This window comes from Pseudomonas sp. GW821-FHT07F01 (assembly GCF_059418825.1).
In genome coordinates this window covers 60207-87118 of the sequence record NZ_JBWKQO010000009.1, presented here as the reverse complement: position 1 = coordinate 87118, position 26912 = coordinate 60207, and the positions used below count along the sequence as shown (strand labels likewise).

Here is a 26912-nt window from a genome sequence, read left to right as displayed (position 1 = left end):
TCACCACACCAACAGTTGCAGGCTGGTTTTCAACGGCACGCTCAGGCCCGCTTGCCCGCTCAGCTCGGTGCGGGTGCCGGTCAGCGGATCATGCAGCGTGGCCGCGTTGAGCCCGGGAACCTGCAGGCTGGCGCCGCTGGCGCTCCAGAACATCCAGACGTGGGAGCCGTCGGGCCGGGTCCAGGCGATGCTGTACAAGTCGCTCGGGGCGTTGCTCAGGCCGGGGGGATCAGCCGGGGCCAGGCTCGGCCCGGTGGTGTCGAGAAAATATTTGAGGGCGTTGTAGACCGGTTTGGGTTCGCCGGCCAGGTCCACCAGCCCGTAGGACTGGTCGCGGTTGCTGGCGCGGGCATCCAGGTCGCTGAGGTTGAACAGGAAGATCCGCTGGTAGTCCATGGCCGCCATCAGGGCCAGGCGGCGCAGGGTGTAGTCGGCCTGGCCGTTGACGCCGATCATCGCCTGCATTTCCCGGGCTCCGCTGGTGTAGCTCGACCAGCCCCACTCGGTGGCCCAGACCTGTTGCACGCCCTGGCTGTGCAGCGCGTTGTTGAGGAAGTTGCCGCGTACGAGGAAATCCTGGGCCGCGGCATCGTCGCCTTCCGGGAGCTCGGAATAGGGGTGGTAGGCGGCAATCAGGTTTTCCGTGCCCAGGCCCTGTTGCAGCAGGTCTTCGAGCATCAGCCCCGGGGTGCTGCGCATCTGGCTGTAGTAGGCCATGCCCGCGGTCGCTACAGGCTTGTCGGGAATCGCCGCGCGAATGGCGCTGGTGGTGGTCGTGAGCAACTGGTCGTAGGCGTCGGGGTCTTCCTTGGGCAGCCAGACGATGTTGGGTTCGTTCCACACCTGCCAGGTGTTCACCTGGGGATAACGCTGGGCGAGCATTTTCATGCGCTGGGCGAAGACGTTGAAGTCCTTGGGCGGGTACTGGTCGGAAGGGGGCGAGCCGCTGGGCACGTTGGCGGCGAAGGGCGCCGAACCCACCATGTAGGCCAGGACCCGGTACTGGCGACCCTGCATGGCGTTCATCGCGGCGTCCAGGGTGTCCAGCTGCAGGTCATTCTCGCTGGGTTCGATCATGGCCCAGTGAATGGCCAGGCGGACCCAGCTCAGGCCCAGGGCATCGAGCCGGTCCATCTGCTTCTGGTAGACGCCGGGGGTGAAGTACTGGAACTGCGCGTTGACCCCGAGAAAATCCTTCCACACCACCGCTCGCGGCGCGCGCAGGGTGGTATCCGCCAGGGCGTTCCAGGACAGGCAGGCGAGCACCAGCAGGGCAATCGCCGAGCTACGTCGCATAGGCATGGGTCGGGCCTCCACAGGCATCGCTGAACACCCGGGCAAAGCGCTCGGCGGTATGGCTCCAGACCCGCCGGGAGCCGATCACCGCGGCGTGCTCGGCCCAGCGCTCCACCCGTTCCGGGCTGGCGCACAAGTGGCTGAGTTCGGCGGCCAGGGCGGCGACGTTGCCCTGGGGAAAGATCACGCCGTTGTCCTGGGCCACCTCTTCGGCGAAGGAGCGGGCGTCGGAGGTGATGGCGCCGCGGCCGCAGGCCACCGCCCAGGACAGGGCGCCGCTGGTCCCCCGCAGCGTGCCCAGGAGCTTGAGCTTGCTCGACTCGCGGTAGGGCAGGACCATCACGTGGTGGGCCTGGATCACCTTGGGAATGTCCGTGGCCGGCAGGTCCAGTTGCCAGTCGATGCTGTCCTGCAGGTTCAGGCGCTGGATGTGCTGGCGCAACTGGTCGAGGTAGCTGCCGGCGCTGCCGAAGGCCATTTCCGGTTCACTGCCCCCGGCCAGGGTCAGGCGCATGCGCTCGCGCATTGCCGGTTGCTGGGCGAAGGCCATGGCCAGTGCATCCAGCAGATCCTCGATGCCCTTGCCGCGGTAGATGAAGCCGAAATACAGCAGCCTCAACGGGCTCAGCGGCGGCAGCGGCCGGGCGGGGATGGCCAGGTTGCCGTGGGGGATCACCACCATCTGCTCCGCACGCAACCCCATGCGCTGGCGCAGGCAGGCGCCGCCGGCGTGGGTCAGGGTGATCAGCCGGGTGAGGCTGCGGGCCAGCTGCTTTTCTTCGTGCAGGCACAAGGGGTCGGTCAGTACCGTGGCGATCTGTGGCAGCGGTGAGGGCAGCCGCGTGGCCAGGGACAGCGGCCAGGGCAGGCTGGCCCGGCGCCAGACCAGGCGTTCGGGGTCGTGCACCGTGGCGCTCAGCGGCAGGCTGGGGAAACGCTCGCGCAACGCCTTGAGGGCATGAAACTCCGCCAGCCGGCCACCGCCCAGCTCGGCGTGCACCAGGTCGATCCCCTGCCAGTCACTGTGCGCCACCCGCTCGATGGCGCGTTGCGGGTCGTTGCCCAGCCCGGCCAGGGGCGTGCTGACTTTCAGCCCCAGGCCTTCCAGCGCGGCGCGCAGGTGCGCGGCGTAGTCGGCAATGCCGTTCTGCTCGGGAGGCATGGGTGCCAGCAGGGCAATGTGCATCAGTGGGGGCTCCTGATCCGCGCCAGGAAGTTCAGCACGTTCTCCGGGATGCCGAAGCGCCGGCGGTTGATGATGATTCCGTCGACCCGCTTGAAGGCGGTGGTGAGAATCGACAGGGCGTTTTGCAGCACGGGCACCGTGGTGGTTTCGGCTTCGACGATCAGGGCGATCAGGTCGGCCTCGCGCAGGCTGACGAAGGCTTCCTGGTTGGAGAAGAAGCCCGAGGCTTCCAGCAGGACGATTTCGCCGGGCACCGCGTTGGGGGCGCCATTGACCCGCACCACGTGCCCGCGCTCCTGGAGCAGGTCGCGCAGGTGCGCGGTGACGAAGCTCACGCCTTCGCCGCGGCGTGCCGAGGTCAGGCCGATCACCAGCCCCTGCAGCGCCACCTGCTTGAGGGGCAGGATGCCGTACAGGCGGTAGAGGCTGGCGGTGAAGGCGCTGTTGCGTTGCGGCAGGTGGCTGTCGAGGTCCTGCAGGCTGGTCCAGACCTTGACCCCGAAGCGCTCCTCGATCTGGTCGCCGTCATGGATGCGCTGGTCCAGCAGATAGAAGAAGTACAGCGCCAGCAGGCCCACCGCCAGGCTCAGGGGGATGGCGGCGAGCAGCATGCTCAGGCTCTTGGGAAAGACCCGGCTGGGTTTGAAGGTGGCTTCTTCGATCACCGCGATGTTGCTGATCTGGCTCTGGTCCAGCTCGCGGTCGATGCGGGCTTTCTCGGTGCTGTCGCTGTACAGCGCGAAGCTTTTCTCCGCCGCGCTCAGTTCCCGTTGCAGGCGTGCCAGTTCAGGTTCCACGGCCAGCGCCTGGCGCCGTTCCTGTTCGAGCTTGAGCAACTGGGTTTCCTGCTGGGCGGCCTGGGTCTGCAGGCGGCTGAGGCTGGCCTGCTGGTCGGCGAAGCTGTTCTGCAGGCGGGTATAGACCGGGTTCGGGGCCAGGTTTTCGCTGCGTTGCACAGTGCCGCTTTCCGATTTCAGCAAGGCTTGCAGGTTGGCGATTGCCGCATCCATGGCGCGGACCGGAGGGGCGCCTTCCTTGAAGGTGCGGAGCATTTCCTGACGCTCGATCTGCTTGGCGTTGATCCGCTGCTGCAGGTCCTGGCGGTCCGGGTTGAGGCTCATCTGGCGGCCGATGCTGATTTCTTTCTTCATGCTGTTGAGCTGCTTCTGGATGGTCTCCAGGCCGCTGCGAGTGGACGCCACTGCTCGGGTGGTATTGAGGTGTTCGCCCTTGAGGTTGTTGAGGTTGCGCGAGATATCGTTCAGGCGCTCCTCGATGCTCACCGCCCCCAGTTGGTTCAGGTAGTCGGCGATCTGCTTCTTGTAGCCGAGGATGCGCTGGTTGGTGGCGCCACTTTCGGTTTCATAGAAGGCGTACAGGCTTTTGCGCCCGAGGGTTTGCGCGCGTTCCTGCTGGTACTGCTCGATCCAGCTCTTGACCACTGTCTGGGCCACTTTGGGGTCGTTCCAGGTAAAGCTCACTTCCATCACCGAGGAGCCTGCGGCGTGGGTCACGCTGAAGCTTTTCAGCATGCGTTCGGTCAGGCGTTCCACCGGGGTCTGCTTCTCCACCAGGCCCACCAGTTGCAGGGCCCCGCGCAGCAGGTCGACGATGCCTTCCACCGCGCCCTTCACGGCGTTCTTGAGGGTGGCCAGGGCACCACTTGGCTGGGGCTGGCGGGACAGGTCGTCGAGGTACTTTTCCGCCACTTTGCGGGCGATGGGCTCGCCGCCGAGGATGCGCTCCTCATCGATGATCGGATCACGCTGGGCGCTGGGAATTACCACAGCCTGGCGATCGGCGATCTCGATCGGCAGGGTGCTGGTGTCGCGCCCCGGCTTGACCAGCAGCAGGGCGGTGGACTCGAAGCGATTGGGCAGCAGGAAGGCGCCCAGCAGGATGATGACGAAGGTCACCAGGACGGTGATCTTGACCTCGCGCTTGAAGATGAAGAACAACCGCAGCAGATCGCGAAAGGAACGGATATTGATCATGAGTGCTGTCCTTGGCGATCAATTGGTGGATTGACGGTTGATTTCGTAACTCGCCCCGATGCCGATCGACTTGGTGAACGGAATCAACTGGTTGAGGTACACATCCACCCACTCGATGCCGTTGCCGACGCTGGACTTGGGCACGAACACCACGTCGCCGCGTTGCAGCAGCACCGGGGCGGCGCCGGCGTTGCCGGCGATCATGAATTTGCGGTAGTCGAAGAAATAGGTCTTGTAGCGGCCGTCCTCGCCCTCGCGCAGCAGGGCGATATTGCGGCTGTCGCCCACGTTCAAGAGGCCCCCGGCGCCGACTATGGCCTGCTCCAGGGTGGTGGTCACGGTCACCGGCAGGGACGCCGGGTTGCGTACCGAGCCGCCGACGAACACGGTGTTGCCCGGTGCCTGGTTGATGTTCACGGTCAGTGCCGAGTCCTGGTAGATGTTCTTCAGCTTGTTTTCCAGGACCTGGGTCAGTTGCTGCGGAGTCAGCCCCGCGGCCTTGACCTGCCCGGCATAGGGGTAGGCGAAGGTGCCATCGTTGAGCACGGTGAACAGCGTCAGTTCGTAGATCGAGTTGGCGGTGAATGCCGAGATCGATGGCGCCTCACCAGTGTTGCGGACGATGCGCAGGGTGTCCCCCGGGCGAATCCGCTGGGGCGGCAACGGTTGGCCGGCCAGGGCATCACCGGCCCGATGGGCGGCCTCCAGGTCCTGGCTGGGCGGCAGCTCCACCTTTGCCGGAATGGAGCAGGCGCAGAGCATGAGAACACTGGAAATCAGCAGGAGTCTTTTCATCGAGCGGTCTTCCTGGCGTGCATAGTCACAACTCCCTGTCGGGCCAGATTGCTGCTTGGAGCGTCAGTTCAGGTCTTGGCGGCTTCGGCGGGAGCCCGCCCGTAAATGTCGTTGAAGCGCACAATGTCGTCTTCGCCGAGGTACTCCCCGCTCTGTACTTCGATCATCACCAGGTCGATCACCCCGGGATTGACCAGGCGGTGAGTGCGGCCGGGCTTGATGAAGGTGGACTCATTGGTATTGAGCAGGAACTCGTCCTCGCCATTGGTGACCAGGGCCATGCCGCTGACCACGATCCAGTGTTCGCTGCGGTGGTGGTGCATCTGCAGCGACAGCGAGGCATTGGGCTTGACCATGATGCGTTTGATCTTGAAGCGCGGCCCTTCCTCGAGCACGGTGTAGGTGCCCCAGGGACGGGTCACGGTGCGGTGCAGCTTGTAGGCGTCGTGGCCCAGGCGCTTGAGTTCCTGGGCGATCAGCTTGACGTCCTGGCTGCGGTTGCCGTCGGCTACCAGCAGGGCGTCCGGAGTGTCGATGATGATCAGGTTGTTCAGCCCGACCCCGCCCACCAGGCGCTTGCGCGAGTCGATATAGCAGTTGCTGACATCGTGCAGCACGGTCTCGCCGTTGCACTGGTTGCCATGTTCGTCCGCCGGGGTCAGCTCGCGCACTGCCTGCCAGGAGCCGATGTCGCTCCAGCCCAGCTGGCAGGGCACCACGGCGACTTTCTTTGAGCGCTCCATCACCGCGTAGTCGATGGAGATGTCCGGGGCCTGGGCAAAGCTGTCGCCATCCAGCTCCACTTGCAGTTCGTGCTTGCCCTCCTTGCGGTGGCTCTGCTCCAGGCAGTGTTCGACGGCGCTGACCACCTCGGGCACGAACTCGCGCAGTTCCTGCAGGATCACGTCGGCACGCATGCAGAACATCCCGCCGTTCCACAGATGCAGGCCGCCATCGACATAACGCTGGGCGGTGGCGGCGTCGGGTTTCTCGACGAAGCGGCTGACCTGGAAGCTGTCCTTGTTCAGGCCCTGGCCTTTCTCGATATAGCCAAAGCCGGTCTCGGCATGGGTGGGCACCAGGCCGAAGGTCACCAGCCAGCCTTGCTCGGCCAATTGCCGGGCGCTGTCCACGGCGTTGGCGAAAGCCTGCACATCCTTGATCAGGTGGTCGGCGGGCAGCACCAGCAGCTGTGCATCATCGCCATACAGGCGGCTCACGTGCAGGGCGGCGGCAGCGATGGCCGGTGCGGTGTTGCGCCCGAACGGCTCAAGGATGAAGTCCAGCTCCACTTTGGCCTTGTTCAGCAGGCGATAGTCGTCGAGGGTGCGAAAGAACACCTCGCGGTTGGTCACCGTCAACAGGCGGCCGACGTCCTTGAGCGCGGTGGCGCGCACGAAGGTTTTCTGCAGCAGGCTTTCGCCGTCTGGCAGGCGCATGAAGGGCTTGGGCATCGCCTCGCGGGATACCGGCCACAGGCGGGTGCCGGCGCCGCCAGCAATGATGCAGGGAATGAGTGTGCTCATTCAGAAGGCCTCGCGGGTCATGATCACGGATGGAACAGTGCGGAAGAGGATGTACAGGTCGAACCAGACCGACCAGTTTTCGATGTATTCCAGGTCGAACTCGACACGTTTCTCGATTTTTTCCAGGGTATCGGTTTCGCCCCGATAGCCGTTGATCTGCGCCAGGCCGGTAATCCCCGGCTTGACCCGGTGGCGCGAGGTGTACTCCTTGACCGCCTCTTCGAAGAGAATGCCGGCGGCCTTGGTCGCGGTGGCATGGGGGCGCGGTCCGACCATGGACATGCTGCCGCCGAACACATTGAACAGCTGGGGTAGTTCATCGAGGCTGGTCTTGCGAATGAAGCGCCCGACCCGGGTGATGCGCGGGTCGCCCCGGGTGGTCTGCTTTTCGGCATGGGCGTCGGCCATGTGCTGGTGCATCGAGCGGAACTTGTAGACCTCGATCAGCCGGTTGTTGTAGCCGTAGCGCTTCTGCTTGAACAGCACCGGGCCGCTGGAGTCCAGCTTGATCGCCAGTGCCACCAGCAGCATCACCGGTGACAGCAGCACCAGGGCGATGCTCGACAGCACCATGTCTTCCAGGCGCTTGAAGAACGGCGACCAGCCCCGCAACGGCACTTCGGAGGCGTTGAACATCGGCAGGTTGGCGACTTCGGTGATGCGGTTGTGGGCGTGCCGGAAGGCCACCATGTCGGGCACCAGCAGCACGTTCACCGGCAGCCTTCGCAGCTCGCGGATGACATAGGCCATGCGGTTTTCCGCCGACCAGGGCAGCGCCACCAGGACCTGGGTAACCTTTTCCTCGCGGATCAGCCGTTCCAGGTCGCTGGAGTTGCCCAGCAGCGGCAGGTTGCACAGGGTCTTGGGCAGGCGGCCGATGCGGTCGTCGATGAAACCGGTCACTCCGGAGCGGATGTCCTGATGCTGGGCCAGGTATTCGGCCAGGCGCTGGCCGTTTTCCGTGGCGCCGAGAATCACCGCGTTCTGCAGGAACACGCCGCGCTGCATCAACTGCTGGAACAGGGTCAGCAGCACCAGGCGCTCGATGCCGAACAGCACGAAGCTGCCGGCAAACCAGCCGAACAGCTCGGGGTTGCCGATGGTGTTGAACATCTGCATCGAGTGATGCATGAACAGCAGCACGCAAAAGGACGAGGCCCAGGCGAAGAGGGTCAGCTGGAAGCGCAGCTGGTTGCTGAAGATGGATTCGGCGTACACCCCCAGGGCCTGGAAGATCAGCACGCTGATGAGGGCGAAGAACACCAGCAGGGTCAGGTCGCTTTTCAAGGCTTCCTGGCTGTTGTTGGACAGCAGGATCAGCAGCAGCCCGGGAAGGATTGCAGTCAGCCCATGAACCACACGGATGCCGAATAGGAAGTACTCGACCATGCTGGGGCGAGTCAGTAACAGGCTGTCTACAGGTTGCAACCGCATAAGATCAATTCCCTCGACCTAAGGCACACCGGTTGACTGGAGAGATCGCGAGGAAGTTCGCAATGTTTGCGACTTCCCGTCGTCTGGTCCCGGCACCGAAAAAAGCCACGTCCCTTCATCCCCAGGCGTGGTCGGCATTCAAGTGGGAAAACCGTGCCCTCTGCGTATTCAGGTGGGGCCCCCGGCGCCGGTCAAGGTGATGACCTGCACTTCCTCATCTAAACGACAGGGTCAGTAAAGCTCATGAAACAGCGACCCGCTAATTGAAAGCCGAACCGTGCCGGACGAATCCCTGCCTCCCTGCGGCTAAGCTGCCGGATTGCCGGGGGGCCATGGTCAGACTGCTTCCGGCAAAAAAATAAATTCCGACGACAGACTTTTTCTGCGGGCGGCAGGGTCAACATCCTTCATGGAATCCATAACCGGAGTCAGGGCTGATGAGTGAGCGCAAGGCATTGTTGATACTGCACGGCAAACAGGCCCTCAACGAGGAGGTGCGCGCGGCCGTCGAGGCCCGGCGCGCCGCCGGCTGGGACTTGCAGGTGCGCTTGACTTGGGAGGCGGGGGATGCCCAGCGCCTGGTGCAGGAGGCGTTGGCTGCCGGCCATACCCGGCTGATTGCCGGCGGTGGCGACGGCACCCTGCGGGACATCGCCGAAGCCCTGGCCAATGCCGACGCCCCGGCCAGCCTGGTGCTGTTGCCGCTGGGCACCGCCAACGACTTTGCCCGGGCTGCCGGCGTGCCGCTGACCCCGGCGGCGGCCCTGGACCTGCTGGATGTGCCGGCGCGGGCGATCGACCTGGGGGAGGTCGGCGGGCAGATGTTCCTCAACATGGCCACGGGCGGCTTTGGCAGCCAGGTCACCGCCAACACCTCGGAGGATTTGAAGAAGGTCCTGGGGGGCGCGGCCTACCTGTTCACCGGTCTGTCACGTTTTGCCGAGCTGAGCGCGGCCTATGGCGAGTTGCAGGGGCCGGGTTTCCACTGGCATGGCGAACTTCTGGCCCTGGGTATCGGCAACGGCCGTCAAGCGGGCGGCGGGCACGAGTTGTGCCCGGGGGCCCTGGCCGATGACGGCTTGCTGGATATCAGCATCCTGCCGGCGCCCCAGGAACTGGTGGGCACATTGAAGAACCTGCTGGCGGGCGGGTTGGGGATCGACAATCTGTTTGTCCGGGCACGCCTGCCCTGGGTCGAGATCAAGGCGTCCCGAGGCCTGGACATCAACCTCGACGGCGAGCCGCTGCAGGGCGATACCTTGCGTTTCACCGCCCGTGCTGGCGCGTTGCAGGTGCATCTGCCCGAGGATTCGCCGCTGCTGGGAGGCGCCCGCTGAGTCAGTCGTCGAGGCTGATGATGCGTTCGCGCACGGCGAACAGCACCAGCCCGGCAACGTCGAAGATCTGCAGGCGCTTCATGATCTGCGAGCGGTGGGTTTCCACGGTCTTGATGCTCAGGCCCAGGCCCAAGGCGATCTCCCGGGTGGATTTGCCGCGCACGATCAGCCGCAGGATTTCCAGCTGGCGGGCCGTCAGGTTGTGGTTCTGCTCCGGTGGCGGAGGTTGCTTCTGAGCCCGGGTCAGGGCCTGGTTGATCACCGTGTGGGCGATGGCCGGGCTCAGGTAGCGTTCATTGTTGCGCAGGGCCTGGAGGGCGTGCTCGAGTTCTGTGGCGGTGGTGTCCTTGAGCAGGTAGCCGTGGGCGCCGCATTCCAGGGCCTGCATGATCAGGGCCGGGTCGGTGTGCATCGACAGGATCAGCACCTTGCTCTGCGGGTGGAGCGCCTTGAGCCGGCGCAGGGCGTCGAGGCCGCCGGTGTGTTTCATCGACAGGTCCAGCAGGATGATGTCCGGATGCAGCCTTTCGACCATTTCCAGCAGGAACGAGCCGTCATCCGCTTCACCGATCACCGCGTATCCGGGAATGTCCATGACCAGGGCACGCACGCCAGCCCTGATGAGCGAGTGGTCATCCACCAAGAGTAAATTACAGGTCAATGTAAAACCTTATTCGTGCTGGCCCGCTCCAGAGTGCGAGGGGCCCAGGGAAAGAGTGCTTCGATCTGTGTGCCTTGGTCGGCCTCGCTGGTGACCTTCAACAGGCCGCCCAACTGACTGATTCGTTCCTGCATTCCGGCCATGCCGCGTTGACCCTGGGCGCCCGGGTCGCTGGCCGGGGCGAAACCCTGGCCATCATCGCTGATGAACAGCGACAGGCCTTCGGGCAGTCGTTGCAGGCGTACCAGCAGGTTTTTCGCCTGGGCGTGGCGCAGGATGTTGGTAACTGCTTCCTGGGTGATGCGAAACGCTGCGACGGCCATTTCCTCGGGAATGCCCGCCAGGCGCTGGTGGCACTCCAGGCTCCAGTGCACCGAGGTGTTTTCCAGGGTCTTGAGCAGGTGGGCGCGCAGGCTGGCTTCCAGCCCGAGGCTGGCCAGTTGCCGCGGGTTGAGGATGGCGGAGACGTCCCGCACCTTGGCCAGGGTCTCTTCCAGGGTGGTGCCCAGCACCACGCAATGTTCTTGCAGCTCGTCCGGCAGGCGGCGCTTGAGCCAGTCGGTCTGCAGCTTGGCGGCGGTCAGCAGTTGGCCGATGTCGTCATGCAGTTCACGGCTCAGACGGTGCCGTTCGTTTTCCTTGACCTCCAGCAGGCGCTCGGCGAGTTCCTGGGGCTGGAAGCGGATGGATTTGCGCGAATAACCGTATTGCATCCAGATGCAGGCCAGCGCCGCCACGTTGATGACCAGCAACCCCAGAGGCAGAGGCCGGCCCAGCCAGTAGACCAGCACACTGGCCAGGGTCGAGCAGGAGCACAGCAACAGGCTGAGCCAGCGCAGGTGATCACGGGAGGGGGGCCAAGAGAAGAATGACTTGAGGCTGGCGTACATAGCGGATGGAGCCAATGGATGTTCGCTGCGAAGAGCCCGGTCAAGTATGGATGACGAGGCTTGTTTGGGAAACGGTGCTCTTTGAATACCCGGTTTCAATCAACGCTGTCTGTTCGTGTTGTACAGGCTGAGTAGTAACTGCCGCCATTGGAATCAATGTGCCATTAACTGTGTCCGTTTATGCGCCGCATAATACCACCGAAGATACCGTCGGTCGCGTTTATACGTTCAGTCATATAGGACTTCAGAGTCAGGAACTGGTGGGTAGCGGTACGTCGGTACCATTGGCGCCACGTGCGCCCGAACATCGCGCAAAGTGTGCTGGGGAGCGGGTTTGCCCTCAGGCACAGCGCATTGAACAGCAAGTCCCGGTGACGTTGCTAGTTGGCTTTATGGAGTGATTGATGTCGCTCTTGGGTATGAATTAATCAATAACGACCGGGTGCTTGGCAGTTGGCCCGATATTTTGTCGATGTTGTGCAGTAGGGCGGTGATTGGCGAGAGTTTTATCCGCTGCCCCGCCGGATAAATACAACTTCAGTGGCTGCAAGATGGATATGTGCAGTTACAGTTTTGTCCCACTTGCTCTGTCAGTTCTTCGATCAGCATGACTTGTTCGCTGTCGTCCAGATTGAGCTGGCCGTTGCGCGGGTCGATCAGTTCCAGTTGCCAGGCCATCAGCGTCAGGCAGCTCTTCAAGGCGTCGAGGATCGGATCGTTGAGGTCCAGGGGATGGGGGGTGCGCTTGAGCACGCCATGAATATGCAGGGAGAATTCGGCCAGCGGGCTGACTGCGTGGCGGGCCGCGGCCTGGGCCAGGCTCAGCAGGCTGGCGAGCAGGCAGTTGATGGCTTCTTCATCGTTTCTGATCAGGTGCAGGTGGCTCAGGCAGTCTTCCGATCTGGCCAGCAGGGCCTGGGCTTCAAGCAGGAACTCGGGCAGCGGTGTGGCGCACTCGTGGCCGTCCTTTAGCATGCTTATCTCCATGACTGCGTGTCCGATGGCTTGATAGGGCGTTGGCTGAACGGTTTGCAAGTTGGACGCGATAGGTGCAGCTGGATTGACGTTATAGCTGAATGCTTGCCTGCGGTCGCAGCCTGCCGAGCGAGTCGAGTGGCCTCGAACCCGGTCCGTGCGCGCATGCCGGCCACAGCAAGGCGGCGCAAGCGCGCTGGGGCAGGATGAGCGAGGGTAGTGGGGCTTGAAAGGGGGCCAAGCCACCTTTCTGCGATCAAAAACAAAAGCCTGACTCCGTTCATGCAATGAGAATGGCGTCACATTAATGGCTATTGGATATCGCGAATATCAGGCTGGTCCTGATTGTTGATAGGGGATTCCCCTAGGCACGGGAACCTTGCACCGAAATAGAGGTCTGGCCGGCGCAGAGGGTGGTGCTGAATTGACCGCGCCAGTAAAGCATGATGTTAATGTGACATCAATGGCTTTGTGTGGCAATTTGCATGCGGGTCAAGATACGGCAGACCCGGCCGATATCTGTCTTTAGTGAATTCATCAGAACAAGCCCAGGAGTCATTAATGGCCGGCATTCTCGACACGGTAGATCAACGCACGCAACTGGTGGGTGAGAATCGCCTGGAAATCCTCATGTTCCGCCTGGCCGGCCGGCAACTGTTCGCGATCAACGTGTTCAAGGTCCAGGAAGTGCTGCAACTGCCGAAGCTGACGCTGATGCCTCAGCGCCATCCCTTTGTCTGTGGGGTGGTCAATCTGCGCGGGCAGACCCTGCCGGTCATCGATCTGTCCCAGGCCATTGGCATGCGCCCGCTGGTCCCGGGCCCCAACAGCACCATCATCGTTACCGAGTACAACCGCTCGGTGCAGGCGTTCCTGGTCGGTGGCGTGGACCGCATCGTCAACATGAACTGGGAAGCCATCATGCCGCCGCCCACCAGCGCCGGGCGCCAGCATTACCTGACCGCCATCAGCAAGGTCGATGACCAGTTGGTGGAAATCATCGACGTGGAAAAGGTCCTGGCGGAAATCGTGCCCTACAACGCCAAGGTTTCCCGGGACAAGCTGGAAGATCCGGTGCTGGAGCGTGCCCGTGGCCGCGAAGTGCTGCTGGTGGACGACTCCAACGTGGCCCTCTCGCAATTGCGCGACACCCTCGGCCAGCTCGGGGTCAAGATGCACATCGCCAGTGATGGCCTCAAGGCCCTGAACATGCTCAAGGCCTGGGCCGACACCGACGTGGTGATGACCGACAAGCTGCTGATGGTGTTCACCGATGCGGAAATGCCGGAAATGGACGGCTACCGCCTGACCACCGAGATCCGCAACGATCCGCGTCTGCGCGGGCTTTATGTGGTGCTGCACACCTCCTTGTCCGGCAGCTTCAACGAATCGATGGTGAAGAAGGTCGGTTGCGACAACTTCCTGTCCAAGTTCCAGCCGGACAAGCTGGTGGACGTGGTCCGCCAACGGCTGATGCTGGACGAAGCCGACGCCTGACACGGGCCTTGCGCCGGCGCTCCTTTGTTTCGGCTAAATGCTGGTATAGGGTGAGCGCTTTTGCCCATACAGGGAGCTGGACATGCGTCTTAGCGCGCTTTACCGATACCCGTTGAAATCCGCCAGGGGCGAAACCCTGCAACAGATCGGCCTGGACAAGCTCGGGCTGCAAGGGGATCGCCGCTGGATGTTGGTGGATGAGGCCAGCGGGCGTTTCCTGACCCAGCGCGCCGTAGCGCGGATGAGTCAGCTGTCGGCCTTGTGGAATGACCAGGGTGGCCTGACCCTGAGCGCCCCAGGCCACTCCACCCTTGAAGTAGCGCTGCCGGGTGCGGATGCACCGTTGCGCGGCGTGACCATCTGGCAGGACACCTTGCGGGTTCCCGATGCGGGGGACGAAGCCGCGGCCTGGGTCAGCGAATTCATCGGCAAGCCCAGCCGCCTGGTGCAGGTTCCTGCGCAGCGGGCACGGAGCACCGCCGCCGGTTATGGCAGGGACGATGACCAGGTGGCCTTCGCCGATGGTTTTCCCCTGCTGCTGATTGGCCAGGCCTCCCTGGATGACCTGGTCGCTCGCGTGGGCCGGCCCCTGGAGATGCTGCGGTTTCGACCGAACCTGGTGGTCGAGGGCAGTGCGGCCTTTGCCGAGGACGACTGGAAACGCGTGCGTATCGGCGATGTCGAGTTCCGTGTGGTCAAGCCATGCTCGCGCTGCATTCTCACCACCATCGATCCGCAGACCGGCGAGCGCAGTGCCGACCGCGAACCTCTGGCCACCTTGCAGAAGTACCGGGCCCAGGCCGATGGGGCGATGTTCGGCCAGAACCTGGTCAATGATGGCAACGGTCGCTTGCAGGTAGGGATGGCGGTGACGGTCATCGAATAACCGGTGCCACCTCGAAAAATGCCCGTCTCCTGGGAGACGGGCATTTTTTATTCCGGGGTAACGCCGCGATGCTCGATCAGCCGCGGTATTCGCACAGGTAGGCGGTGTCCACTGCGACTTTGAGCTGGAACTTGCTGTTGGCCGGAACGTTGAACTGGCTACCGGCCGGGAAGGTTTCCCAGTCTGCGCTGTCTGGCAGGCGCACGGTCAGGGCGCCGGAGACCACGTGCATGATTTCCCGTTGTGCGGTGCCGAACTCGTATTCGCCCGGGGCCATGACGCCAATGGTGGCTGGGCCTTCGGCCGTGCCGAAGGCAATCGACTTGACGGTGCCGTCGAAGTACTCGTTGACTTTAAACATGGGCGATTCCTCAAGAAAGGGTCAAAAAGGGCGGCCAGTATGCACAAGGCCTTCAGGGCCGTCACCTGCCGCCGTCAAGGAAGAATCAGCGGTAATAAGCGTGCTGTATTGCGCGCATCTTCCAGGGCTCGATGCTGCTGGCCGGTGAACTGCATGCCGGCCAGTTGCAGGGCTGCATTGAGCCCCAGGGGCCGCTCCAGGCGCCGGGCCTTGGCGAAGCGCTGCTTGAGGTTCATGTGCGGCACCTCATTGAGCAGGCTGTGCAGCTGTTGGTTGTGCCATTCCAGCTGCAACTGCTTGCGGTCGTAGTCGCCCCAGCTGGCCCAGCCTTCCAGGCGCGGCTGATGCTGGCCGAGCCAGCGCTCGAACAGGCCCCAGACCTCGCTCAGGGGCGCGGCGCTGTCGATATTGGCCTGGGTGATGTGGGTCAGTTCGCGGCAGAACGGCGTCAGCATGGGGCGCCGCAAGGGGCGGACGAAACGCTGGAAGTGGTCCTGTTCCCGGCCCTGACGGTTGACCAGGGTGGCGCCGATCTCAATGATTTCCATCTCGCTCACCGGCCAGCCCCCTTCATCCGTCGTGGCTTCCAGATCTATTACCAGCCAGTGGGGCATCACGAATTCCAGCCTTGAAACATCCTGAAGAGGCTTGAGCGTAGCCAAAGCCGAGGCATCCGCCTAGGGGGACGGCTGCTTGAGCGCATCGAGGGGGCATCGTCCCGACCGATGCCCCGTCTGCCTGGATCTGCTGGAAGGTGCCCGGGCTACTCCACCTCCACCAGTACCTGGCGGTTTTTCACCTGGTCCCCGAGGTTGACCTGGACCCGGGTGATCACCCCGTCGATCCCGGCCTTGAGCGGGTGCTCCATCTTCATCGCCTCCAGCACCAGCAGCAATTGGCCCTTGCTTACGTGCATGCCCTCACTGACCAGTACATCGACGATCGCCCCGTCCATGGGCGCCTTGAGCGTACCGCTGGAGGCGGTGTTCTGGCCCTGGGCCGGGGCATGGGTACGATCCACCAGGTGCAGGCTGCCCTTGGCGTTGCTCAGCCACAGCTCCCCGCCCTCCAGCCGATAGGCGCACGGGCGGCGAATGCCGTTGATCTCCAGGCTGGCCCGCCGGCCATCGGCGCTGCGCACCTTGAGCTCCAGCAGCCCATCGCCCTGGCGCACCTGCACAGCGCCCGAGGGCAGTGCGTTCAGGTGCAGCGACCATTGCCGGTCCTGCACCCCGAGCCGGTAGTCCAGGGGCACCCCGGCATTGTTGCTCCAGGCATTGAGCGCCGGGCCATGGGCGCTGGCGCTGTGGTGGTGGAACAGCGCAGCGGCGATGGCCAGTTCCTCGGCAGTGGGCTCCTGGGGTTGCAGGCTCGGGTCCTGGGCAAAATGCTCGGCAATGAAGGCGGTGCTGAAGTGGCCGCTGGCGAACACCGGGTGGCGCAGCAGGTTGGCCAGCAGCCGGCGGTTGCTTTCCAGCCCCAGCAGCACGCAATCCTCGACGCCACGCAGCAGCTTGCGCCGTGCCTCTTCGCGGGTAGCACCGTGGGCGATCAGCTTGCCCAGCATCGGGTCGTAGAACGGGCTGATCCATTGGCCTTCCTGCAAGCCATGGTCGGTGCGGATCCCCGGTGCCGGCTCCCAGCGCAGGATCTGGCCGGTCTGCGGCAGGAAGTTCTGTGCCGGGTCCTCGGCATACAGCCGCACTTCAATGGCGTGGCCGTCGAGGCGCACCTGCTCCTGGCCCAGGGGCAGTGGCTCGCCGGCCGCCACTTGCAGTTGCAGGGCCACCAGGTCCAGGCCCGTTACCAGTTCGGTGACCGGATGCTCCACCTGCAGCCGGGTATTCATTTCCAGGAAATAGAACTGCCCGCTCGCATCCAGGAGGAATTCCACGGTACCGGCGCCCACATAGTTCACCGCCCGCCCGGCCTTGAGCGCTGCCTCGCCCATGGCCTGGCGCAGCTCCGGGGTCATGACCGGGCAGGGCGCCTCTTCGATGACCTTCTGATGGCGGCGCTGGATCGAGCAATCCCGCTCACCCAGGTAGATCAACTGGCCATGCTGGTCGCCGAACAGCTGCACCTCCACGTGCCGCGGCTCGATCAGCGCCTGCTCCAGGATCAGTTCGTCGCTGCCGAAGGCGTGCAGGGCTTCGGAGCGGGCCGTGCGGATCTGTTCCAGCAACTGGCCGGCCTGGTGTACCAGGCGCATGCCACGCCCGCCACCGCCGGCGCTGGCCTTGATCATCAGCGGATAGCCGATGCGCTGGGCTTCGCGCTGCAAGGTGGCGTCGTCCTGTTCCGCCCCCTGATAGCCCTGGATGCACGGCACGCCGGCTTCGAGCATGGCGATCTTCGAGCGACGCTTGCTGCCCATCAGCTCGATGGCGGCAGCGCTGGGGCCGATGAACACCAGGCCGGCGCTTTCACAGGCGGCGGCGAACTCGGCATTTTCCGAAAGAAAGCCGTAGCCCGGGTGAATGGCGTCGGCACCGGTGCGCCGTGCCGCTTCCAGCAGTGCGGCGCCGTCGAGGTAGGACTGCTGTACCGCGGACGGGCCGATGTGCACCGCTTCGTCAGCCAGTTGCACATGCAGGGCCTCGGCATCGGCATCGCTGAACACGGCCACGGTGCGATAGCCCAGAGCCTGGGCGGTACGCTGGATGCGGCAGGCGATTTCGCCACGGTTGGCGATCAGGATCTTGTTGAAATTGGGCATACAGGCTCCCGGGAATCGGTGGGGGGCGTTCGCCGGCAAGCCGGCTCCTACAAGGGCTCAGTTGGCCCAGGCCGGTTTGCGTTTCTGCACGAAGGCCAGGGTGCCCTCGACCCCTTCCTCACCCAGGACTGCATTGGCGAAGTCGTTGGCGGCCTGGTCCAGCAATGGCCCCTGCGGTTGGTCGACACTCGCCAGGAGCAAGGCCTTGGTCGCCGCGTTGGCCCCCGGGGCGCAGCGCAGCACCAGGGAAAGCTGCTGCTCCAGGCGTTCCTGCAGGGCCTTGGCATCGTTCTCGACAAAGTGCACCAGGCCCAGGCCCAGGGCTTGGGCGCCATCGAAACGGGCGGCGGTCAGGGCCAGGCGCCGGGCCTGGGCCAGGCCGATGCGCTGCACCACGAACGGGGCAATTTGCGCGGGCAGCAGGCCCAGGCTGGTTTCCGGCATGCCGAACTGGGCCGAGTGCTCGGCGATGGCGATGTCGCTGACACAGGCCAGGCCGAAACCGCCCCCCAGCACCGCGCCCTGCAGCACACACACCAACACCTGGGGCAGGTGCTGCGCTTCTTCCAGCAGGGCGCCGAAGGCCCGGTTCAGTTCACGGTAGGCGGCGCTGCCATGGGCACGGGCGCCGGCCATGTCCTTGAGGTCGCCACCGGCACAGAAGTGCTCGCCGGTGCCGCGCAGCACCAGGGCACGGATGCTGCGCCGGTCACGGACCGCGGCCATCACCGTGCGCAGTTCGGCGACCATCTGCAGGCTCATGGCATTGCGGTTTTGCGGGCGATTGAGGCTGATGAACAGTACGCCGTTGCGCGGCTCCAGCAGCAGGGTCTGGCAGGTAGGGAGCGGGTTCATTTCTTTTTCCCCGGCAGGATGCCCATGAGCTTGCAGATGATCCCCAGCATGATCTCGTCGGCACCGCCGCCGATGGACACCAGGCGCACATCGCGATAGGCCCGGGCCACCGGGTTGTCCCACATGAAGCCCATGCCGCCCCAGTATTGCAGGCAACTGTCGCTGACCTCGCGGCCCAGGCGCCCGGCCTTGAGCTTGGCCATGGAAGCCAGCCGGGTCACGTCCTGGCCGCGTACATACTGTTCGGTGGCCTGGTAGACCAGGGCCCGCAGGCATTCGATCTCGGTGGACAGCTCGGCCAGGCGGAAGTGGATCACCTGGTTGTCGATCAGCGGGCTGCCGAAGGTCTTGCGCTCCTTGCAGTACTCGATGGTGCTGTCCACGCAGTACTCCAGGCCCTTGATCATGTTCGCCGCGCCGAACAGCCGTTCTTCCTGGAACTGCAGCATCTGCATCATGAAACCGGCGCCTTCGTGGCCGATGCGGTTGCGTTGAGGCACTCGCACATTGTCGAAGAACACCTGGGCGGTTTCCGAGCTGCGCATGCCGAGCTTGTCCAGATGCGAGCTGAGGCTGATGCCCGGGGTGTTCATCGGCACCATGATCAGCGACTTGTTGACGTGGGGCTTGTCGTCCGAAGTGTTGGCCAGCAGGCAGATGAAGTCGGCGCTGGGGGAGTTGGTAATCCACATCTTGCTGCCGTTGATCACGTAGTCGTCGCCGTCCTTGCGGGCGTGGGTCTTGAGCCCGGCCACATCGGAACCGGCGCCGACTTCGGAGACGCCGATGCAGCCGACCTGCTCGCCCGTGATGGCCGGCCGCAGAAACTCGTCGCGCAGTTCATCGGAGCCGAAGCGCGCCAGGGCCGGGGTGCACATGTCGGTCTGCACGCCGATGGACATGGGAATGCCACCGCAATGGATGGTGCCGAACTCCTCGGCGGCGACGATGGAGTAGCTGTAGTCCAGGCCCATGCCGCCGAATTTTTCCGGCTTGGAGATGCCCAGCAGCCCCAGTTCACCGGCCTTGCGGAAAATCTCGTGGATGGGAAAGCGCCCGGCCTTTTCCCATTCCTCGACGTGGGGGTTGATCTCGCGGTCTACAAATTGGCGCACCGTGCGCCGCAGTTCTTCGTGTTCCTGGGTGAAGATCATTGTTGTTCTCCTCAAGTGGGGTCAGACCGCGAAATGTCCTATCAAAACCGCGCCACGCCAAAGCTGTTGGGCGCCAGCTCGCGCACCTGCGCCTCATGGCAGATGTCCAGCAGGTAGCCCAGCAGAGTGCGGGTATCGCGGGGGTCGATCAGCCCGTCGTCCCACAGGTTGGCGCTGCCGTAGAGCGCCGTGGACTGGCTGTCGAGCTTCTGCGCGGTGACCTGTTCCAGCATGTCGAGCATCTTCGGGTCGGCTTCCTGGCCGTTCTTCGCATGCTTGGCCTCGGTGACGATGCGCAGCACCTTGCCGGCCTGGGCGCCGCCCATCACCGCGGTGCGGCTGTTGGGCCAGGCGAAGATGAAGCGTGGGTCCAGGCCACGGCCGCACATCGCATAGTTGCCGGCGCCGTAGGAGCCACCGACCACGATGGTCAGCTTCGGCACTCGGGCATTGGCCACTGCCTGGATCATCTTCGCCCCGTGCTTGATCACCCCCTGCTGCTCGGATTCGGTGCCCACCATGAAGCCGGTGGTGTTGTGGAAGAACAGCAGCGGGGTCTGGCTCTGGTCACAGAGCTGGATGAATTGCGCGGCCTTGCTCGCGCCCTGGGGCGTGATCGGGCCGTTGTTGCCGATAAAGCCGCAGGGCCGGCCCTGGATCTGCAAGTGGCCGCAGAGGGTCTGGGCATCGAACTCGCCCTTGAACTCCAGGAACTGCGAACCGTCTGCCAGGCGGGCAATGATTTCCCGGGCGTCGTAGGGCTTCTTCGGATCGTCGGGAATCAGCCCGAGCAACTCGTCGATGGGATACAGCGGCTCGTTCCAGGTCCTGGCGGGCTGCACTGGCAGTCGGGCGTTCCACGGCAACAGGCTGACGATCTCGCGGACGATGCGGATGCTGTCGGCGTCGTTTTCCGCCAGGTATTCGGCGGTGCCGGCCACCTGGGCGTGCATCTCGGCGCCCCCCAGTTCTTCATCGGTGGCCACTTCACCGGTGGCGGCCTTGAGCAGCGGCGGGCCGGCGAGAAACAGCTTGGCCTCGCCACGCACCACCACCACGTAGTCCGAGAGCCCGGGCTGGTAGGCGCCGCCGGCGGTGGCCGAGCCGTGGACCACGGTGATCTGCGGCAGGCCCATGGCCGACATCCGCGCCTGATTGGCGAAGCTGCGTGCACCTTCGACGAAGATTTCCGCGGCGTAGTTGAGGTTGGCGCCACCGCTTTGCGCCAGGGTCACCACTGGCAGTTTGTTCTCCATGGCGATCTGTTGCAGGCGCAGGGATTTCTTCAGGCCGCTGGGGGAGATGGTCCCGCCCTTGATCGCGCAGTTGTTGGCCACCACCAGCATGCGCACGCCGCACACATAGCCGATGCCGGCAATCAGGCCGCCGCCGGCCTGGGTACCGTCCTTGTCGTCGTGCAGCTTGTAGCCGGCCAGGCTGGCCAGCTCGAGAAACGGCGCGCCCGGGTCCAGCAGCAGGTTGAGGCGTTCGCGGGGCAGCAGTTGGCCGCGCCGGTCGAACTTGGCCTTGGCTTCGGCGGCCTTGGCCAGCAGGTTCTGTTGCAGTTCCTGCAACTGTTGCAGGCCCGCCAGCATGGCTGCGCGGTTTTGTGCGAACTGCGGGCCGTGGGGGTCGAGTTGGGACTGGATCACCGGCATGGCTTATTCCTCGCCCTTGAGTACGTCGGGCAGGTAGGCGCGATGGAAGCCGTTGTAGGACTCGCTGTTGCGTGCCTTGCCCAGGGGCCAGGCACGGCTGCCCAGGCTGGCGGCGCCGTCGATGCGCAGGGTGCTGCCGCTGATGAAGGCCGCGCCAGGGCTGAGCAAGAAAACGATGGCGGCGCTGACTTCCGATTCGCTGCCGATGCGCTTGAGCGGCACGTGTTCACGCAGGGTGGGGATCACTGCCTTGAACGCGCCTTCATAGGTGTCCATGCCGCTGGAAGCGATCCAGCCCGGCGCCACCGCGTTGACCCGCACCCCGGCGTGCCCCCATTCGTAGGCGGCGGTCTTGGTGAAATTGTCCATTCCCGAGCGCGCCGCACCGGAGTGGCCCATGCCGGGCATGCCACCCCACATGTCGGCGAGCATGTTGACGATGCTGCCGCCGTGGCGGCTCATGGACTGGTTGAACACTTCCCGGGCCATGAGGAAGCCGCCCACCAGATTGGTGCGCAGCACGGTTTCGAAACCCTTCTGGTTGATCGAGGCCAGGGGCGCCGGGTACTGGCCGCCGGCATTGTTCACCAGGCCATGGATCGGACCAAAGCGCTCCATCAGCCGGGCCACCAGGGCCTTGACCGCTTCCTCGTCGCGGATGTCGCAGGCCTGCCAGTCGGCCTTGCCGCCGTCCTCGGCAATTTCGCCGGCGACCTTCTGCAGTTTTTCCGCCTTGCGCCCCACCAGCAGCACCTGGGCCCCCAGGGCCGCCAGTTCGTGGGCAGTGCAGCGGCCGATACCGCTGCCGCCGCCGGTGACGATGATGGTCTGGCCGGCGAACAATTGCGCTTTGAAAATCGAGTCGTACACCACGGCAGCTCCTTTAATTGACGGCGTCGGCGATGCTCTGCGGCACCGGGATCTGGATTTCCAGCAACTGCTGGGCAAAGGCCTTGCCTTGCGGGTCGATGCGCAGGCTGGCGACGCCGCCGCCGCCCAGGGCGTTCTCCAGCAGGAAGTTGAGGCTATGGGTGCCCGGCAGGTACCAGCGCTGGACCCGGCCATGCACCGGGTCCAGCACATGGCCCATCCAGTCCACCAGCACCTCGGGGGTCAGGGCTTCGGCGATCCACGGCAGGTAGTCGGGGTGGCGCGCCATGACCCCGATATTGCTGTGGTTGCCCTTGTCGCCGGAGCGTGCCACCGCCAGCTTCACCAGCGCCACGCTGGCATCGGCGCGGCCGCGGGGGGCGGGCAGGGAATGGGGGGCGGGCAGGGCTGCCGGGTCCAGGCGGTCGGTGTGCGGCAGCGCGCAAGGGTGACGCTGGCCGGCAAGGTCGATCTCCAGCCGGCAGGCGTCCTTGTCCAGCAGGAAGGAGAACAGGCGGATCACCGGGTACACCGTCGGCCGGCCACCGACGATGCCGGTGAGCCCCGGGGCCATGCCGGTGGCGGCCTGGGCGATTTCCCGGGAGAACAGCACCAGCGCCGCCTTGTTCGGGTGGCGCACTGCCAGCTTGATCACCACCTCGCGGCTGTCCTGGCGCTGGCCGTGGGGGCCGTAGGTGGCCTCGCTGCCCAGCAGTTCGATGTTCACTTCGCTGTAGGGCCCCCAGCCGCGCTGGGCGAACATCTCGCTGGTCTTGTCGATGATCGCCTGGCTGACCCGGTGCGCCTTGGCGACCGCGTCGATCCCGGCCATCAGGCAACTGGCGGTGCAGCGGAAGCCGTCCGGGTAGGTGGCGCTGACCTTGTACTGGTGGCTGGGGGGCAGGCCCCTGGCACCCTGTACATGAACCCTTTCCGGGCCTTGTTGCCGCAGTTCCACCTGAGAGAAATCGCACACCACATCCGGAAGCAGATAAGCCCTGGGGTTGCCAATTTCGTACAGCAGTTGTTCGCCCACCGTCAGCGGGCTCACCAGCCCTCCGGTACCGGGTGCCTTGCCGACCACAAACTGGCCGTCAGCGCCGACCTCGACGATGGGGAAGCCGATATGTTCGTAGTCCGGCACCTGGCGCCAGTCGGTGAAATTGCCGCCGGTGCACTGCGCGCCACATTCGATGATGTGCCCGGCCAGGGCGGCCTGGGCCAGGCGGTCGTAATCCTGCCAGGACCAGTTGAACTCGTGGACCAGGGCGGCGCTGACCACCGCGCTGTCGACGCCGCGGCCGGTGATCACGATATCCGCCCCCAGGCGCAGCGCTTCGACGATGCCGGGGGCACCGAGGTAGGCATTGGTGGAGACGCACATTGGCGGCAGGGGCGCGCCACTGAACATCTCCACAATGGCGGCGTCGCTCAACTGCTTGAACTGCGGTTGCAGGTCGTCCCCCAGCAGCACGGCGATCTTCAGCGCCACCCCGGCCTGTTCGCAGGCGGCCTGCAAGGCACTGGCACAGGCCTGCGGGTTGACCCCGCCGGCGTTGCTGATGACCCGGATGCCCTGTTCGCGGATCGAGCCCAGCAAGGGTTTGAGCACCTCGACGAAATCCGTGGCGTAGCCCGCCGTCGGGTCCTTCATGCGCGCCCCGGCCATGATCGACAGGGTGATCTCTGCCAGATAGTCGAACACCAGGTAGTCCAGGCGGCCGCCTTGCACCAACTGCGCTGCGGCGCTGCTGGTGTCGCCCCAGAAGGCACTGGCGCAGCCGATTCTTACGGTCTTGGTCATGACAGGGCTCTCGAATGAAGAACTGCGAGGAGGCTACCAAGCAAGCGCTTGGTTTGTAAATACGTTGGCCTATTCTTCTGGCCAAGCGCTTGCTTGGTAACCGGCAGAGGCTTAAATTGCGCGCGCCGCGCCCGGATTTGCCGGGTTACGCTGAGCTATTGATGACGTGAAGGTAGGAGAACACCGGTGGACGAGCAAAAAGCCCAGCAGGTAGTACGCGAGCTGATCGCCAGTGGCCAGGTGACCGACCCCGAGAGCGCCCGGGGCAAGCTGCTGCAAACCGCAGCGCACCTGTTTCGCAACAAGGGTTACGAGCGCACCACCGTGCGTGACCTGGCCAGCGCGGTGGGCATCCAGTCGGGCAGCATCTTTCATCACTTCAAGAGCAAGGACGACATCCTGCGGGCGGTGATGCAGGAAACCATCCACTACAACACCGCCTTGATGCGCGCTGAACTGGCCGAGGCCGGCAGCGTGCGCGAACGGGTGCTGGCGCTGATCCGCTGTGAACTGCAGTCGATCATGGGCGGCAGCGGTGAAGCCATGGCGGTGCTGGTGTATGAGTGGCGCTCACTGTCCCCGGAAGGCCAGGCAGCCGTCCTGGCGCTGCGCGACATCTACGAACAGATCTGGCTGCAGGTGCTGGGGGAGGCCAAGGAGGCGGGGTTCATCAAGGGCGATGTGTTCATTACCCGGCGCTTTCTCACCGGCGCCCTGTCCTGGACCACCACCTGGTTTCGTGCCGAGGGCAGCATGACTCTGGAACAGCTGGCCCAGGAGGCCCTGCTGCTGGTGCTCAAGGATCATTGAGCGGCTGGCTAATTGTGCGTGGCAACGTTGTCGAAGTGGCTGAAAACGCCTAGCTTTAGCTCATTCATTTTCATTTCCTTGAGGTGTGTTGCCTTGATGTCCTTGCCGCTGCGGTCAGCCTTGCGAATGCTCTTGCTGGCGCTGGCAACACTTTGGGTCTGTCCGGCCTCCTCGGCGCAGCTGGTGCGGGTCGCGGCGGCGCATTTCCCGCCTTATACCGTCCGTCCAGAAACCGGTGCCGACACCGGTTTGCTGCCGCAACTGGTGGAAGCCCTCAACCAGTCCCAGAGCGACTATCAGTTCGTCCTGGTGCCCACCTCGATTCCCCGGCGTTTCCGCGATTTCGAGCAGGGCCGGGTGGACCTGGCGATCTTCGAGAACCCGGCCTGGGGCTGGCAGAACATTGCCCACACCAGTGTCGACATGGGCCTGGAAGACGCGGAAATTTTCGTCGCCCAGCGTCAGGGCGGGCGCCAGCAGGACTATTTCGCCAACCTGAAGGGCAAGCGCCTGGCTCTGTTCAGCGGTTATCACTACGCCTTCGCCCAGTTCAACGCCGACCCCAAGTTCCTGGCCGACACCTACAACGCCACCCTGACCTATTCCCATGACAGCAACCTGCTGATGGTCCTGCGGGGCAGGGCGGACATCGCCCTGGTGACCCGCTCCTACCTCAGCGACTTCCTGGCGCGCAATGCCGAAAGCACGGAGCAGTTGCTGGTTTCCGAACGCATCGATCAGGTCTACCACCATTACGCCCTGATCCGGCCCAAGGCGCCGATCACGGCCGAAGACTTTTCCGGGCTCCTGCAAAAACTGCGGGACAACGGCCAGATGCACAAGATCTTCGATCCCTATCGCATTGTGGTGATGAGCGTGCCCCACGCCTGACATCACGCAGCGACCGGCCCGGCCCGCGACGGGCTAAATTTCCGGCGGCGGCCCACGTCACTTGGTTGAATGCCCAACCGACGGTGAGCGCTGCCATGTCCCCTGTAGATCCGCTGAATGTTGCAGCCCTGCCCACTAGCCAGCTCACGGGAATCGATGAGGTCATCGTCCGCCAAAGGCTGTTCGAGTCTCTGCGGGGCCGGGGGCAGGCGCCCGTGCCGGTGGATGCCCAGGCAGCCGAGGCGGCGCGCCAGGATCGGCTGGCTTTCTGGCTGTCGGCCCAGGTACATGCCCTGTATCTGGACCCGCCAGGTGCGCAGCGGCCGGCGCCAGGCGCCCACGCGCCGCCCTGTGCTGCGCATGACCGTTGTCGGTTCTGCCAGCAGGAGTTCGATCTGTTGCATAAACGTGCAGCGTTACTGGTGCTTGGCCGCAGTGGCCTGCTTGAGGTGTAGGCACCCTTCAAGCCGGGTCATGCAGGGCGCCAGTCAGCGACGGGCGAAGGTATCGGGGCGGTTGCCCGAGACTTTGCGGCAATGCACCAGGGCATCGCGAATCATGAAGTTGACCAGGGTCGGCGATACCCCCAGCTCCTTGGCGATGTCCTTTTGCGGGACGCCATGCAGGCGGTACATCTCGAAGGCGTAGCGCGTGCGGCTGGGCAGCTCGGTCAGGGCTTCGGCGATGTTTTCCAGGGTGGAAAAGTTCATGTGGGAGGTTTCAGGTGAAGCGCCATGAATAACCACATTCAAGCCTTCCTCTTCAGTACCCGAGTACTTCTGTTCCAGCGCCTGCTTGCGGTAGTGGTCGATGGCCAGGTTGCGCACGATCTGGAACAGGTAACTGAGCTGGGCCTTGAACGAGGAGGTGATCTGCGGCGCCGACTGCAGGCGGAAAAACGCATCTTGAACCACGTCTTCAGCCCGGGATCGGCAGCCGGTAATGCGGGCTGCAATCTTCACCAGGATCAGACGGTTGTCGACAAAAGCCTGGAGTAACGGTGAATCGCACCTGCTTGTGGATACTTGTTCCGTCATGGAAATCACCTTGTTGCAAAGAGGTTAGTGGGACGTCAGAAAAATCTGACCCGTCCTACACATCGAGCGACAAATTAGGCTGAATGATAATGATTGTCAATTGAGAAAAAGAACTAATGCTCTCTGTCAGTGCAGATTGCGAACGGCTGCTCGTCAGTGGGCTGGATCAGGCCTTGAAGGGCAGGATGCGGACTAATTATTTCAAGACGTCATCCGTTCTCATTGGAGAAAGATTCCGGGTAGCAGACCCGGCCACGGCGCCCTCCGGATGCCCAC

General features: G+C 64.1%; 24 protein-coding genes. 6 read left to right on the top strand and 18 right to left on the bottom strand.

What is annotated here, in order from left to right; genetic code table 11:
- The 6 genes from AC07R1_RS28950 to AC07R1_RS28925 form a co-directional block, all read right to left on the bottom strand.
- Window positions 1-1296 (bottom strand): cellulase family glycosylhydrolase, encoded by a 1296-nt coding sequence (locus tag AC07R1_RS28950; RefSeq protein ID WP_065365491.1) that lies wholly within the window; start codon window positions 1294-1296, stop codon window positions 1-3.
- Window positions 1286-2482: a glycosyltransferase gene (locus AC07R1_RS28945; protein WP_495111185.1), complete on the bottom strand. Its 1197-nt coding sequence runs from the start codon at window positions 2480-2482 to the stop codon at window positions 1286-1288. The genes AC07R1_RS28950 and AC07R1_RS28945 overlap by 11 nt, the downstream gene beginning before the upstream one ends.
- Window positions 2482-4476, bottom strand: coding sequence for a lipopolysaccharide biosynthesis protein (locus AC07R1_RS28940; RefSeq protein ID WP_072442890.1), 1995 nt, complete (start codon window positions 4474-4476; stop codon window positions 2482-2484). Before AC07R1_RS28940 ends, AC07R1_RS28945 begins: the two co-directional genes overlap by 1 nt.
- Window positions 4477-4494: 18 nt before the next feature.
- Window positions 4495-5271 (bottom strand): polysaccharide biosynthesis/export family protein, encoded by a 777-nt coding sequence (locus AC07R1_RS28935; RefSeq protein ID WP_072450601.1) that lies wholly within the window; start codon window positions 5269-5271, stop codon window positions 4495-4497.
- A 68-nt stretch (window positions 5272-5339) separates the two neighbouring features.
- The gene (locus tag AC07R1_RS28930; RefSeq protein ID WP_072442892.1) at window positions 5340-6797 is read right to left on the bottom strand and encodes a mannose-1-phosphate guanylyltransferase/mannose-6-phosphate isomerase; all 1458 of its coding nucleotides are present in this window, start codon (window positions 6795-6797) and stop codon (window positions 5340-5342) included.
- Window positions 6798-8231, bottom strand: coding sequence for an undecaprenyl-phosphate glucose phosphotransferase (locus tag AC07R1_RS28925; protein ID WP_011062483.1), 1434 nt, complete (start codon window positions 8229-8231; stop codon window positions 6798-6800).
- Between the two features lie 437 nt (window positions 8232-8668).
- On the opposite strand from AC07R1_RS28925, the gene yegS reads away from it, so the two are divergent.
- Window positions 8669-9568, top strand: coding sequence for a lipid kinase YegS (gene yegS / locus AC07R1_RS28920; protein WP_495111184.1), 900 nt, complete (start codon window positions 8669-8671; stop codon window positions 9566-9568).
- A 1-nt stretch (window position 9569) separates the two neighbouring features.
- Here yegS and AC07R1_RS28915 read toward each other — a convergent pair whose 3' ends face one another.
- The 3 genes from AC07R1_RS28915 to AC07R1_RS28905 form a co-directional block, all read right to left on the bottom strand.
- On the bottom strand, window positions 9570-10229 hold the full coding sequence (locus AC07R1_RS28915; protein ID WP_011062481.1) for a response regulator: 660 nt from the start codon (window positions 10227-10229) through the stop codon (window positions 9570-9572).
- Window positions 10226-11119, bottom strand: a complete 894-nt coding sequence (locus AC07R1_RS28910) for a sensor histidine kinase (protein ID WP_072450598.1) — start codon at window positions 11117-11119, stop codon at window positions 10226-10228. The genes AC07R1_RS28915 and AC07R1_RS28910 overlap by 4 nt, the downstream gene beginning before the upstream one ends.
- 537 nt (window positions 11120-11656) lie before the next feature.
- A complete protein-coding gene (locus AC07R1_RS28905) occupies window positions 11657-12094 on the bottom strand; it encodes a hypothetical protein (RefSeq protein WP_015636500.1) in 438 nt (145 codons plus the stop codon).
- 561 nt (window positions 12095-12655) lie between these two features.
- Here AC07R1_RS28905 and AC07R1_RS28900 point away from each other — a divergent pair.
- Together AC07R1_RS28900 and AC07R1_RS28895 are read left to right on the top strand one after the other, a co-directional pair.
- Window positions 12656-13591, top strand: a complete 936-nt coding sequence (locus tag AC07R1_RS28900) for a chemotaxis protein CheV (RefSeq protein ID WP_011062478.1) — start codon at window positions 12656-12658, stop codon at window positions 13589-13591.
- Window positions 13592-13673: 82 nt separating this feature from the next.
- Window positions 13674-14477, top strand: a complete 804-nt coding sequence (locus tag AC07R1_RS28895) for an MOSC domain-containing protein (protein WP_011062477.1) — start codon at window positions 13674-13676, stop codon at window positions 14475-14477.
- Between the two features lie 76 nt (window positions 14478-14553).
- Here the strand turns inward: AC07R1_RS28895 and ppnP are convergent, their stop codons facing one another.
- The 8 genes from ppnP to AC07R1_RS28855 all read right to left on the bottom strand — a co-directional run bounded on the left by ppnP (window position 14554) and on the right by AC07R1_RS28855 (window position 23898).
- Window positions 14554-14838, bottom strand: a complete 285-nt coding sequence (ppnP, locus tag AC07R1_RS28890) for a pyrimidine/purine nucleoside phosphorylase (RefSeq protein ID WP_011062476.1) — start codon at window positions 14836-14838, stop codon at window positions 14554-14556.
- 74 nt (window positions 14839-14912) lie between these two features.
- Window positions 14913-15452 carry a 3'-5' exonuclease gene (locus tag AC07R1_RS28885; protein ID WP_011062475.1) on the bottom strand — a complete coding sequence of 180 codons (540 nt, stop codon included), beginning with the start codon at window positions 15450-15452 and terminating at the stop codon, window positions 14913-14915.
- A gap of 149 nt (window positions 15453-15601) precedes the next feature.
- Entirely contained in the window at window positions 15602-17557 is a 1956-nt protein-coding gene (locus AC07R1_RS28880; RefSeq protein ID WP_342400439.1) for an acetyl/propionyl/methylcrotonyl-CoA carboxylase subunit alpha, read from the bottom strand.
- A gap of 57 nt (window positions 17558-17614) precedes the next feature.
- Entirely contained in the window at window positions 17615-18412 is a 798-nt protein-coding gene (locus AC07R1_RS28875; protein ID WP_041119338.1) for an enoyl-CoA hydratase/isomerase family protein, read from the bottom strand.
- The gene (gene atuD, locus AC07R1_RS28870; protein WP_011062472.1) at window positions 18409-19566 is read right to left on the bottom strand and encodes a citronellyl-CoA dehydrogenase; all 1158 of its coding nucleotides are present in this window, start codon (window positions 19564-19566) and stop codon (window positions 18409-18411) included. The genes AC07R1_RS28875 and atuD overlap by 4 nt, the downstream gene beginning before the upstream one ends.
- 41 nt (window positions 19567-19607) lie before the next feature.
- Window positions 19608-21224, bottom strand: a complete 1617-nt coding sequence (gene atuC, locus AC07R1_RS28865; RefSeq protein WP_495111183.1) for a geranyl-CoA carboxylase subunit beta — start codon at window positions 21222-21224, stop codon at window positions 19608-19610.
- 3 nt (window positions 21225-21227) lie between these two features.
- Window positions 21228-22097 (bottom strand): SDR family oxidoreductase, encoded by an 870-nt coding sequence (locus AC07R1_RS28860; protein WP_019095082.1) that lies wholly within the window; start codon window positions 22095-22097, stop codon window positions 21228-21230.
- Between the two features lie 10 nt (window positions 22098-22107).
- Window positions 22108-23898: an acyclic terpene utilization AtuA family protein gene (locus AC07R1_RS28855; RefSeq protein WP_015636494.1), complete on the bottom strand. Its 1791-nt coding sequence runs from the start codon at window positions 23896-23898 to the stop codon at window positions 22108-22110.
- A gap of 186 nt (window positions 23899-24084) precedes the next feature.
- Between AC07R1_RS28855 and AC07R1_RS28850 the strand changes: the two genes are divergently transcribed.
- The 3 genes from AC07R1_RS28850 (at window position 24085) to AC07R1_RS28840 (ending at window position 26054) form a co-directional block, all read left to right on the top strand.
- A complete protein-coding gene (locus AC07R1_RS28850) occupies window positions 24085-24708 on the top strand; it encodes a TetR/AcrR family transcriptional regulator (protein WP_011062468.1) in 624 nt (207 codons plus the stop codon).
- Between the two features lie 96 nt (window positions 24709-24804).
- Window positions 24805-25599 (top strand): substrate-binding periplasmic protein, encoded by a 795-nt coding sequence (locus tag AC07R1_RS28845; protein WP_019095084.1) that lies wholly within the window; start codon window positions 24805-24807, stop codon window positions 25597-25599.
- 95 nt (window positions 25600-25694) lie between these two features.
- Window positions 25695-26054 carry a hypothetical protein gene (locus tag AC07R1_RS28840; RefSeq protein WP_495111182.1) on the top strand — a complete coding sequence of 120 codons (360 nt, stop codon included), beginning with the start codon at window positions 25695-25697 and terminating at the stop codon, window positions 26052-26054.
- A gap of 33 nt (window positions 26055-26087) precedes the next feature.
- Here the strand turns inward: AC07R1_RS28840 and AC07R1_RS28835 are convergent, their stop codons facing one another.
- Window positions 26088-26636, bottom strand: a complete 549-nt coding sequence (locus AC07R1_RS28835) for an RNA polymerase factor sigma-70 (RefSeq protein ID WP_011062465.1) — start codon at window positions 26634-26636, stop codon at window positions 26088-26090.
- Between the last annotated feature and the right edge of the window lie 276 nt (window positions 26637-26912).

Coding starts and splice junctions, on each gene's coding strand:
- AC07R1_RS28925 (WP_011062483.1), bottom strand. CDS start 8,231: ATGCGGTTGCAACCTGTAGACAGCCTGTTACTGACTCGCCCCAGCATG.
- AC07R1_RS28950 (WP_065365491.1), bottom strand. CDS start 1,296: ATGCGACGTAGCTCGGCGATTGCCCTGCTGGTGCTCGCCTGCCTGTCC.
- AC07R1_RS28930 (WP_072442892.1), bottom strand. CDS start 6,797: ATGAGCACACTCATTCCCTGCATCATTGCTGGCGGCGCCGGCACCCGC.
- AC07R1_RS28840 (WP_495111182.1), top strand. CDS start 25,695: ATGTCCCCTGTAGATCCGCTGAATGTTGCAGCCCTGCCCACTAGCCAG.
- atuD (WP_011062472.1), bottom strand. CDS start 19,566: ATGATCTTCACCCAGGAACACGAAGAACTGCGGCGCACGGTGCGCCAA.
- atuC (WP_495111183.1), bottom strand. CDS start 21,224: ATGCCGGTGATCCAGTCCCAACTCGACCCCCACGGCCCGCAGTTCGCA.
- AC07R1_RS28880 (WP_342400439.1), bottom strand. CDS start 17,557: ATGCCCAATTTCAACAAGATCCTGATCGCCAACCGTGGCGAAATCGCC.
- AC07R1_RS28940 (WP_072442890.1), bottom strand. CDS start 4,476: ATGATCAATATCCGTTCCTTTCGCGATCTGCTGCGGTTGTTCTTCATC.
- AC07R1_RS28900 (WP_011062478.1), top strand. CDS start 12,656: ATGGCCGGCATTCTCGACACGGTAGATCAACGCACGCAACTGGTGGGT.
- ppnP (WP_011062476.1), bottom strand. CDS start 14,838: ATGTTTAAAGTCAACGAGTACTTCGACGGCACCGTCAAGTCGATTGCC.
- AC07R1_RS28945 (WP_495111185.1), bottom strand. CDS start 2,482: ATGCACATTGCCCTGCTGGCACCCATGCCTCCCGAGCAGAACGGCATT.
- AC07R1_RS28845 (WP_019095084.1), top strand. CDS start 24,805: ATGTCCTTGCCGCTGCGGTCAGCCTTGCGAATGCTCTTGCTGGCGCTG.
- AC07R1_RS28885 (WP_011062475.1), bottom strand. CDS start 15,452: ATGCCCCACTGGCTGGTAATAGATCTGGAAGCCACGACGGATGAAGGG.
- yegS (WP_495111184.1), top strand. CDS start 8,669: ATGAGTGAGCGCAAGGCATTGTTGATACTGCACGGCAAACAGGCCCTC.
- AC07R1_RS28835 (WP_011062465.1), bottom strand. CDS start 26,636: ATGACGGAACAAGTATCCACAAGCAGGTGCGATTCACCGTTACTCCAG.
- AC07R1_RS28935 (WP_072450601.1), bottom strand. CDS start 5,271: ATGAAAAGACTCCTGCTGATTTCCAGTGTTCTCATGCTCTGCGCCTGC.
- AC07R1_RS28895 (WP_011062477.1), top strand. CDS start 13,674: ATGCGTCTTAGCGCGCTTTACCGATACCCGTTGAAATCCGCCAGGGGC.
- AC07R1_RS28855 (WP_015636494.1), bottom strand. CDS start 23,898: ATGACCAAGACCGTAAGAATCGGCTGCGCCAGTGCCTTCTGGGGCGAC.
- AC07R1_RS28875 (WP_041119338.1), bottom strand. CDS start 18,412: ATGAACCCGCTCCCTACCTGCCAGACCCTGCTGCTGGAGCCGCGCAAC.
- AC07R1_RS28905 (WP_015636500.1), bottom strand. CDS start 12,094: ATGCTAAAGGACGGCCACGAGTGCGCCACACCGCTGCCCGAGTTCCTG.
- AC07R1_RS28910 (WP_072450598.1), bottom strand. CDS start 11,119: ATGTACGCCAGCCTCAAGTCATTCTTCTCTTGGCCCCCCTCCCGTGAT.